The sequence below is a fragment of the Mycobacterium scrofulaceum genome (assembly GCF_002086735.1).
Taxonomy (GTDB): Bacteria; Actinomycetota; Actinomycetes; order Mycobacteriales; family Mycobacteriaceae; genus Mycobacterium; species Mycobacterium scrofulaceum.
In genome coordinates, this window is record NZ_MVIJ01000043.1 from 38,910 (window position 1) to 49,361 (window position 10,452).

The 10,452-nt window shown below is 65.4% G+C and carries 6 protein-coding genes; 3 read left to right on the top strand and 3 right to left on the bottom strand.

From position 1 onward, the window contains the following. Window positions 1-320 precede the first annotated feature (320 nt). The 3 genes from usfY to BST44_RS22640 all read right to left on the bottom strand — a co-directional run bounded on the left by usfY (window position 321) and on the right by BST44_RS22640 (window position 3,310). Entirely contained in the window at window positions 321-698 is a 378-nt protein-coding gene (gene usfY, locus BST44_RS31360) for a protein UsfY (protein WP_341865322.1), read from the bottom strand. A gap of 55 nt (window positions 699-753) precedes the next feature. After that, a complete protein-coding gene (locus BST44_RS22635; protein WP_083179318.1) occupies window positions 754-1,134 on the bottom strand; it encodes a hypothetical protein in 381 nt (126 codons plus the stop codon). A gap of 340 nt (window positions 1,135-1,474) precedes the next feature. After that, on the bottom strand, window positions 1,475-3,310 hold the full coding sequence (locus BST44_RS22640; RefSeq protein ID WP_083179319.1) for a sigma-54-dependent Fis family transcriptional regulator: 1,836 nt from the start codon (window positions 3,308-3,310) through the stop codon (window positions 1,475-1,477). A 166-nt stretch (window positions 3,311-3,476) separates the two neighbouring features. On the opposite strand from BST44_RS22640, the gene BST44_RS31725 reads away from it, so the two are divergent. The 3 genes from BST44_RS31725 to BST44_RS22655 all read left to right on the top strand — a co-directional run bounded on the left by BST44_RS31725 (window position 3,477) and on the right by BST44_RS22655 (window position 9,991). Beyond that, complete coding sequence (locus tag BST44_RS31725) at window positions 3,477-3,821, top strand: Rv2628 protein family (protein WP_439330747.1); 345 nt, start codon at window positions 3,477-3,479, stop codon at window positions 3,819-3,821. 472 nt (window positions 3,822-4,293) lie between these two features. Next, window positions 4,294-7,086 (top strand): helix-turn-helix transcriptional regulator, encoded by a 2,793-nt coding sequence (locus BST44_RS22650; protein WP_439330748.1) that lies wholly within the window; start codon window positions 4,294-4,296, stop codon window positions 7,084-7,086. Between the two features lie 91 nt (window positions 7,087-7,177). Continuing rightward, on the top strand, window positions 7,178-9,991 hold the full coding sequence (locus BST44_RS22655; protein ID WP_083179322.1) for a helix-turn-helix transcriptional regulator: 2,814 nt from the start codon (window positions 7,178-7,180) through the stop codon (window positions 9,989-9,991). Window positions 9,992-10,452: the final 461 nt, after the last annotated feature.

A 10,452-nucleotide genomic window follows, 5' to 3' on the forward strand; every position in this document is an offset into this window, starting at 1 on the left:
CAGCATTCATGGCCGCGGGATGAATGGTCATCACCCGGCAAACTGATTCACCCGGGCGATTCGGCCAGCGTTGTGGCCATTACGACCACCGAGGGAGATCTCGAACTTTGCTAGTGCTCGATGACGATCAGGGAAGAAGCGTCCGACGCCGCCCTGCCGCATCTACGGACCGCCAGTGTCGCCCATCTCTTTGCGACTGAAAATGATTGGGATGTCGATTTCCGAAGCAAATAGCGAAATATTCTGAAATATAACAGGATACAGCTGCGTGGAAGTGGTTCCCTGTGGGCGTCCGTGGACGACGCCGGCCGGCTGCTCGGCTAATGCGATTGGCGAGTGCGCGGGCGCGTCCTACTATTTGTGTGCGCAGCGTCCCACTGCGCGTCGATGCAGGTGACGCGGCGAAGCTCTATGACGAGCCAAAGCACTCCCGCGACCACACCGAGAACGGCGATGAGCACTGACGTGGGAAGCCATTCGTAATGTTCATACGCGGCTTCTGCCGCGGTGCTGATCATCCCAAACGTGCCTACGGTCAGCAGGACCAAGCCGGGCCAGAAGAAGTTGTCCTTCACGGCGATACCCGCGTGCGGTTGCGTAGTCCGGGAATGATCCGTCGGATCGTTATGCGTGTCTCCCATCACCACTCCCTTCGTCGGCCGACAACATTTCAAAATTCGTCGATGGGGGAGCCGCATCGCGGCATCTTTGCGCGCGGGCCGCCACGGTACATCCGTTCAAGCCTGGCGCTCGTCAGGCCGCGCAGGACCCGGCGCGCATGAGCAACTCCGGCAGCGTAATCGCCCCAATCGTTGTCACCAGCCATACCACCAGCGTCGTGGCCAGCCACGATGCCATGCCGTTAATGGTGAGTCCGCGCGTCGATATTGACGCGACGACCAACGCGACGATCGTCAACGCGAAGCCGGCGGCCCCAAGGAGCAGGGACGCGTACTCACGGGGCAATTTCAAGATCGCGAAGGACGACCCCCCCTGCAATGCGGCGAACGTCAGCACGCCCACGGCGAACCCCGGCAACGACAACGAAACTCCGGGAACAACCCACGCCGCAGCCAGCATGCCGATCCCCCACGATGCCAGGAACACGATCGCCCACCGCAGGATATGCCTCATGGCAAGGTGCCGGGGACGTCCGCGGTCCGATGTCGGCCGAGCGGCAACTGGCGCACCGACCCCACGCGGCGGCTAAGGCGTTTATCGAAGATCGTCATGGCGCTCCAACGTTGCAGTGGTTTCCAAGCCGGCTCAAGACAGCCCGGCGGAGGTGGCGAACCGAAGGGCGACGGGACCCATAGCTCAGTCCCCTTCCCGGATCACCTGGTACTCCGTGCATCCTGGCCGCCCCCAGGGTGAGCTGTCGTCACCCCGCCTCGTCAATCACCCGGGTGAGGACACCGAAGGCGGTGACGGTCGCATCGGACTGCGATGTGTCGACGCGAGGGCCCGACTGGTCTCAGGCGATGCCGTAGTCGCTTATCTTGCGGTAGATCGTCGCCCGCGACATTCCCAGGGCGCGAGCCGCCTCTTGCTTGTTGCCGCCGTTGTCTTGCAGGCTACGAACGATCGCATCCCGCTCGAGGGCTTCCATTTGGGTCAGCTTCCGCCGCGTGATGGAACGGCACTCCGGTGGCAACTTGTCGGCGCCGATAATGCCCGATCTTTGGCGGGCAACGGTTTCGGTCAAAACCCGCCGCAGCTGTGCGACGTTGCCCGGCCACGGCAGCCTGCTGAGTTGGCGCATAGCTTCGGGCGCCAGCTGAACATCGGCACCCCGGGTGATATCGCGCAGCAACAGCGGCACCAGATCCTTGAGGTCGTCAATCCTGTGTCGCAGCGCCGGCACTGTGACGGTGTGGGTAAACAGTGGGAGCAGCTGCTTGATCGGTGCCGAAGCAGGCGCGGAACTCTTGGTCGCCGCGATCCAGCCCCTGCCCGCGCGCGTGGCCAGCATCGAGGTGATCGATTCGACTGTGTCGTTATCGATTTCATCTACGTCGGCGAGCACCACCATGAAGTCCTCATCGCCGGACTCGGCCGCCAGCTCCGCGACAAGACGCGCCGCGCTGGGAAATGTCTCGGCGCGCAGCACCCGAACGGTGCGGCCCGGTTCCACGTACTGCCCCACCGCCTGGCCCAGCCGCGCCCGACCAGATCCTTTCTCTCCCTCGATCATCACCCAGTGTCGGTCGCTGCAGCACTGCCGCACCTGTTGGCAGCAGCGTAACCAGGCGCCGTCGCGACCGGCCAATCCGGGGATGATGTCAGCGCGCGCGGAGCGGGCGATGTTCGCGCTTTGCGAGCGTGTCTGGGAGGAAACGTCAACATGGAATACGGCATTGGTCCGGCCGGCGCGTATCGTGGAGCGGTCGGCGACAGTGATTTTGGCGATGTGCCCGCTTGGCAGAACAGCCAGCGTCGCGCCCGAGAGCGTGGAGCTGAGTAGATCCGAGGCGTGTTCGAGCAGCACGGTCTGATCGTTGCCGTGAAGTGTGCGACGCAGATAGGGGTTGATCAACACCACGTCCCCCCCCATCGCAACGACACCAGTCGACGACCGTCGCGCGTGCCGTAGGTAGGCCTCCAGCAGCGCCGTCTCGCCCTCATGGGCCACCGAGCGCATGCGATCCTCGATTTGGCGGCCGGCGCTGGTTGCCAACGCGAGCAACAGTGGATAGGACTCGTCGGCAGGGCAACTCAGGTTGACGGCGCCGATTACCCTGTGCGTGAGGGGATCTCGTATCGGCGACCCCGCACAGGAGAAACCGGTGAACATCGCGACGTAGTGCTCGCCACCACGGATGAACGCCGGCCGCCCGGTCTCCAGCGCGGTGCCAATCCCGTTGGTGCCAGCCACTTCTTCAGCCAAGCTATAGCCCGGGACGAGGCTCACCGTGTCCAACGCATTGAGGATGGACACCTCTGCGGCGGTCCGTTCAACCACCACCCCGTCCGTAGATGTCAGAATGACGCTGACCGCTTGGGCAGCCAGGTCGTCGGTGACGCGCTGCAGCACCGGCGCGGCCGCACGCGCCAACCGCGAGTCGGTATTGGGTTCCCGCACGTACGGGAGCTCGACCCGGTCGGGGTGCACGCGAAGGGTCTGCGACCGGCGCCAGGAGTCCAGGACACTGGGCTGCAGAAGGTCTTCCTCACCGGCTGAGTGCACCGGCCCAAGCGTCTCGACGGACAGAAACTGTTCGCTGTCGGCCTCCGCCTCCGAGGTGACCTCGCACAAGAACCGTTCCCTGAGGCGGCGAACATCGGTTTGGCTGTCGGCCCGCAAGCTCATGAATGCATGGACCTCGCTCCCGGACCGCACGGCCCAGCTGCCCCCAAGTGCCGGCGTCTCAGATTGAGACGCGCAACCCTGCTCAGATTGAGACGCTCAGTATACGCCCGCAGCGGTGTCATTGGTCATGTCAGCTAATGCACCAGACGGATCGGAAGGTGAGCTCGTGGAAGCAACCGCGCACATCGTCGAACGCAACGGCGGCTCTACTGCCAGCGATCCGGCGACGGCCACCACGGCACGAGCGGCAAGTTCAACGGGACAAGCACAACATGATCCGGCGAAAGGGGCGAGAATGACTACCTATCAGCTAACCGATCGCCTACACGACGGCCGTACCGTACGCGTCCAAACAGATCAGGTCGGGGCGACGGTGGCCTCTTGGCTGGCCGAGTTGGGCGCCTGCAGTCCATTGGTGGAATTGCTCAGCCGAGCGGTGCGCGATGGCGACTGGCCTGCAACGCATGAAATCGCGACCTACCTCGCTGTGGAAGTCCAGGTGGCCGCATGACATCGGGGTCCGAAATCTCCGCTGTTATTGCTCGCCTGTCAAAAAGACCACGTGGCTTCAGGCGCGGGCACCTATGCCGATTGCAACCCCTGCGGCGAATCGATGGTCGTAAGGAAGCAGTTTTCCGATGGCGTCCAGTCGCCGCAATCGACGGTCGCTTTGGACCCGCTGCCGACTCTGCGTCGGGGTGGTTCATGCGTGGAATTGGCGACACCGTCCCGTCTCAAAGGACGCTCCGATGACCATCAAGCCAACGGCTTCTGCCATGTATGTTCCCGTGAATCGTGCCCGCGCACCCAGGCCAGACAATGTGCGGGGTTCATCACAACAAATGGTCGAACGCGATCCCCAGCAAATCGGACGAAGGAAAACGCATACACTGGCTTTCAGCGCTAGCGGTGGCGAGAACTGTGGACGACACAATGGTGAGGTCTTCCGCCCGCCTTCTTCACAGCAGCGGGCGGGGCTTCGCGTGAACACGACCAGGCCGTCAGGGAAGGTGCACATCCCGCCGATCCGGGGGCGGGCACCCGAGCTGAAAGTGATCGGCGAGCTGGTTGATGCAGTGGCCCAGGGGCGCGGGGACGTACTGGTCATCGAAGGGCCGCCGGGCATTGGGAAGAGCCGCTTGTTGACCGAGGTCTTGGCGCGCGCCGAGGATGCCGGTGTTCGGACGTTATTCGGCGAGGCTTTCGCGTACCAGCAGACGGTTCCGTTTTTCTCGCTATTCATGGCCACCCTGCGCGCGGATCCCCCAGTCGGTGATGCCGAGGCGTTGCGCCGCTTGGGCACGTCTGCCGATCTGCGCTACTGGGTGGTGCACGATCTGGCCGACGCGATTCGTGCTGCGGCCGCGGAGACCCCGCTCGCGGTGCTGCTGGAGGACATCCATTGGGCCGATAACGCCACCCTGCTGGCACTGCGATCGCTCGCCACGGCGGGCCCGGATGTGCCTGTTCTATGGGTGTTGACCACCCGCACCGGGGCGGGCGGGCGGGCGGTGCAGGAAACGTTGTCGGTGCTGAATCGCGCGAACGCCAAATTCGTCCGATTGGGGGCCATGACGCCGGAGGCCGTCGCCGACATGGTCTGCGACGCGGTGCGGGCGAGGGCGGATGCGCCGCTTTTGCATCTGGCCGCCAAGGCGCACGGCAATCCGTTTTTGGTCACCGAGTTGGTTGGGGGGCTCGGCGAGGAGGGCCGGCTCAATCTCTCCGGCGGCCGCGCGTTGGTCACCGGAGACGGGTTGCCGCGGCGTCTGGGCGCAACGATGCACCAACGGCTGGAGCTGCTCTCCGGCGAGGCGTCGGAACTGGTGCGGATAGCCGCCGTACTGCCCGACCGGTTTTCGGCCGGCTTGCTTGCCGCCATGCTGGATCGGCCACCGGCGTCGTTGCTGTCGGCGCTCGAGGAGGCAGTGCGCGCGGACCTGCTCGTGGAAGATGGCGAGCGGCTGAGGTTTAGGCATGACCTGCTGCGTGAGGCCACTCAGCAGTCCTTACCCCAGTCACTGCGGCGAGCGATGGAGCGCCAATCGGCGTCGGTCATGTTGGGCATGGGAGCGGCCCCCGCCGAGGTGGCCACCCAGCTCGCGCGAAGCGCAGAGCCCGGGGACAGGGAGGCGATCGCCGCGCTGCGGGAGGCCGCTCAGTCGGTGGGCCGCGGCGATGCGGGTGCGGCCGCGGACTTGTGCAAGCGTGCACTGGAGCTGCTGCCCGCCGATGACGACGAGCACGGATCACTGGTTGCTGAAACGGTGGAGTTACTCAACCGGGCAAGCCGCTATGGCGAGGCGGAAGAAGTGGCCGTCGCGGCGCTCTCGGAGGCGGCCTCGCCCGAAGAAGAGGCGGAGATTCGCCTCCGGCTCCCGACGATCAAGACCCACAGTGCCCAGCGGCGGGTGGAGGAAAACCGCCAGGCGCTGCAGTTGGGCGGCATCAGCGAGGTCACCCGCGCGCGGCATCTGGCCTTGCTGGCGTACAACCTGCTCTACGACCAACGCGGTCAAGATCGCCGCGTAGCCGACGAGGCCGTCGCGGCCGCGGCGGCGACAGGAGACCTCGAGGCGAAGATCGTCGCCGACGTCACCGTCGCCTGTCTCGACTGTGCAGAAGGACATGCCCGCCGCGCCCTCCTCCGCGTCGAAGAGGCTTGCGCGCTCGCCCACGCGAGTGACCCGACCGCAGCGCATGACTTGCTGGCAGCGCACCACGCGAACCTCCTGGCGGTGGTCGGCCGGTTAGACGACGCTGCGACCCAGATCGAAAACGGAGTAGAAAAAGCCCGCCGGGAACGCAACGCTATGGCCCTTGATATATGGGTCAACATTGCCGGGTGGGTCCATCTCGCGGCGGGGCGGTTGTCCGCAGCCCGCTCCGAGGTTGAATCCCTGCCACACCAACAACGGACAAGCGCGACTGACCTCGAGACAATCCGCATGGCGCTGCTGGCCGAAGTGGCGGTGCATACCGATGACCGGGTCTTGCTGCAGCAAATGGTTAACGACGCCCGAGATGCCTATCCCACCGGCGCATCGATGGTTCGTCGGGCAGCGGCGCAGGTGCTCGCACTGGCGGCATGGCAGCGCGACGACGTCCACGACGCGATGCGCTGGCTCGGCGACATCGCGCTAATCAGTACGCCCCTCACGCCTGAGGTCTTAGATCTGCTGATCTTGGGTGCCCGGGTGGCGTCGGCCGCTGGCGATGCCGGCTTGCGCGCACGTGTCCTGCAGGATGCCCAGGCGCTGGAGCGTGAACAGCCACCGGTGCCGCTGTTCTCGGGGGTCGCCCGATATGCACGCGGGATACTCGAACGTGACGCCTCGGCATTGGTGGCTGCCGCGGAGTCGCTTCGTTCGTCGGCGCGGCCGCTGCTTTACGCAGGCGCCGCCGAGGACGCCGGCGTGGAGCTGAGTCGCGCAGAGCGCAACGCCGATGCGCTCGAGCACCTGAACGCGGCGTTCGACACCTACGTCAAGTGCGAAGCGATTGCCGATGCCCGCCGGGTCGGCCGCGCACTGCGCCGATTGGGCGTGGAGCGCCGCATCGTCATGCACCCGCGCGCAAAAACGGGCTGGGACAGCCTCACCGATTCCGAGCTCAAAATCGTCAACCTCATCGCACAGGGCGCGACCAACCGCTCCGTCGCCACGCAACTGCACCTGTCGCCCCACACGGTGAAGACCCACGTGCACAACGCCTTCGCCAAGCTCGGCATCGCGTCCCGCGCCCAATTGACCCAGCTCATCCGCGGCGCCGAATAGTCGACAGCAAAACCGCTGGACGCCGTGCACGGCCTACAATGACGTGCACTGCGACGGCAGTCCGGTAATTGAGCTCTAGACAGGACACCCGATGCGGCCTCCAACCGGCCTATTTGACGCCGGCGGCCAACGCCTGGTCACTCCGCCGATTCGAGGGCGGGCAGACGAGCTGAAAGCGATCGGCGCGCATATTGACGCGTTGGCCCAGGGGCGCGGGGGCGTGCTAGTCATCGAAGGGCCGCCCGGCATCGGGAAGAGTCGGTTGCTGACCGAGGTGTTAGTGCTGGCCGAGAAGTGCAAAGCACGCACCTTGTTCGGGGAGGCGTTCGAGTACCAGCAGACGGTGCCGTTCTTCTCGTTGTTCATGGCCACGCTCAACGCTGATCCCCCGGTGGGAGACGCCGAGGGGCTGCGCCAACTAGGTGGCTCGGCCGATCTGAGCTACTGGGTGGTGCACGATTTGGCCGACGCGATTCATGCCGCGGCTGTGCAGACCCCGCTGGCGATTCTCTTGGAGGACATTCACTGGGCCGATAACGGCACGCTGCTGGCGCTGCGGTCGCTGGCCACCGCGCGGCCGGATGCGGCGGTGTTGTGGGTGTTGACTGCCCGCACCGGGGCCGGCGGCTCGGCGGTGCAAGAGACGTTGGCGGTGCTGCAACGCGCTAACGCGACAATTCTGCGACTGGCTGCCATGACGCCGGATGCCGTCGCCGACATGGTCCAAGACGCCGTGCGGGCGACCGCGGATGAGTCTCTTTTGAATCTGGCCGTCAAGGCTCACGGAAACCCTTTTTTGGTCAGCGAGCTCGTGCAGGGTCTAGACGAGGAAGACCGACTGAACGTTAGCGGCGGACGCGCGGTGGCCACCGGAGATGCGCTGCCTCGACGTCTCGGCGTGGGTATGCAGCAGCGACTGGATCTGCTCTCCGATAGTGCTTCGGAGGTGGTGCGGGTGGCAGGTGTGCTGCCGGATCGGTTCTCGGCAGGCTTGCTGGCCGCGATGCTGGACCGGCCGCCGACGACGTTGCTATCGGCGCTGGAGGAGGCGGTCCGCGCGGATCTTTTCGTCGAAGACGGTGAGCAGTTGAGGTTTCGGCACGACTTGCTGCGTGAGGCGACCCGACAGTCGTTGCCACAGTCGTTGCGGCGGGCGATGGAGCGCCAGTCCGCGTCGGTCATGCTGAGTATCGGCGCGAGCCCGGCCGAGGTGGCCACCCAGCTAGCACGTAGCGCCGAACCAGGCGACCGGGAGGCGATCGAGGCGCTGCGTCAAGCCGCCCGATCGGTTGGCCGGAGCGACGCGAGCGCCGCCGCGGACCTGAGCAAGCAGGCACTGGAGCTGCTGCCAGCCGACGACGCTCAGCGCGGACCGCTGGTCGTCGAAACGGTGGAGTGGCTCAACCGGGCCGGCCGCCACGTCGAGGCCGAGCACTTGGCCGTCGCGGCGCTCTCAGAGGCCGTCTCGCCCGAAGTCGAGGCCGAAATCCGCCTTCGGCTCCCCGCTCACACCAAACACAGCACCCAGCGGCGGGCGGAGGAGAATCGCCGAGCCCTCGAGTTGAGCGACATCAGCGAGGTCACCCGGGCACGGCACCTGGCATGGCTGGCCTACAACCTCGTGTTGCAGGACAAAAAAGGGCAACAGCGCACCGCAGCAAGCGCAGCCGCCGCCTCAGCAGCAGCCACAGGTGATCTCGAGGCCACGATCATGGCCGAGATCACCCTCGCTTTGCTCGACGTTGGTGAGGGACATCGGGTCCGCGCCCTCGGCCGTTTCGAACAGCTTTGCTCGCGGGGCTACACGAATGATGCCGCCCTCGCGCATCACTACGCCGCCATGTACTACGCAATTCTGCTGGCAGTGTTCGGCCGGTTGGACGATGCGGCGGACCGGGTCGCCGACGGTGCGCGGCAGGCCCGCCGGGAAGGCAACGCGATGGTCCTCAATATGTGGACTGTCATCGGTGGGGTTTTCCACCTCGCTGCGGGCCGGTTGTCGGCCGCTCTCGACGCAGCTGACCCCCTCCCGCGCCCAGAGCCGACGGGCGTGAGCGAGCCGGACTTGCTACGCATCGTGATTGTGGCTTCGGTGGCGGTGCGCACGGATGATCGAAACATGTTGCAGCAGGTGGCCAATGACGCACATTTTGCCTACTCCACCGGCTCACCTGCAATCCGTCGCGGAGCGGCGTATGCGCTCGCGCTGGCGGCATGGCAACGCGACGACATCCATGAAGCGGTGCGCTGGCTCGGCGGCGACATCGCCTTACTCGGAACACCCCTGCAGGTCTACGCCTTGGATCGGCTGATCTTGAGCGCGCAAGTGGCTTCGGTCGCTGCTGATGCCGGATTGCGCGCACGGGTCCTGCAGGCCATCGAAATGCTGGAGTGCGAGCAGCCTGCCGCGCCGCTGTTCGCGGGAGTGGCCGGGTATGCCCGCGGGATACTCGAACGTGATGCCCAGGCATTGGTGGCTGCAGCGAAGTCGCTTCGCTCGTTGGCGCGGCCGCTGCTTTACGCAAGCGCCGCCGAAGACGCCGGCGCCGAGCTGAGTCGCGCACAGCGCAACGTCGAGGCGCTCGACCAGCTGAATGCGGCATTCGACACCTACATCGAGTGCGGCGCCACCGCCGATGCCCGCCGGGTCGGCCGCACGTTGCGTCGCTTGGGCGTGGAACGGCGCATCGTCACGCACCCACGGGCAAAGACTGGCTGGGACAGCCTGACCGACGCCGAACTCAAGGTCATCAACCTGATCGCAGATGGCGCGACCAATCGCGACGTCGCCACCGAGCTGCACGTGTCTCCGCACACCGTGAAAACTCACGTACACAACGCTTTCGCCAAGTTGGGCATTACTTCGCGCGCCCAGTTGGCCCAGCTCATGCGCGGCTCTAATTGACGGACTCGTTTAATTCGGGGCCGTTTAGTACTGCATCCATCCGGCCGTAAACATCACCCTCTGGGTGATGGTTTTGCGCTGTACGCACGGCGACCGTGGTAGTCGACAACCAATCACCCCCTCAGCCGAGCGAAGTTCGAGGCGCAGCTATACGACCGCCCTGCGAGCGCACAAAGGGAAGGATCGAACAAATGCCAAACGGAGCCTACGGGATGCTGGCAATGCGGCCGGCGATGTTCTGGTACGCCGGACACGCGGAGGCGTCGCGATGATCGCCCGCTGGCGCTGCCCGATCGACGAATTAGCATGCCACTGCATCGATACCGATGCGCGGGTACGGCGTCTAGGCATTGACGGACTTCCACACACGATCCGACGATTACGGGGTAAGTCCCCTGGGGTGGTGGGGTTTCGGAATCGGGGTGTGACGGTGCCGGGCCTTTGCCGGGTGTGTCGTTGCC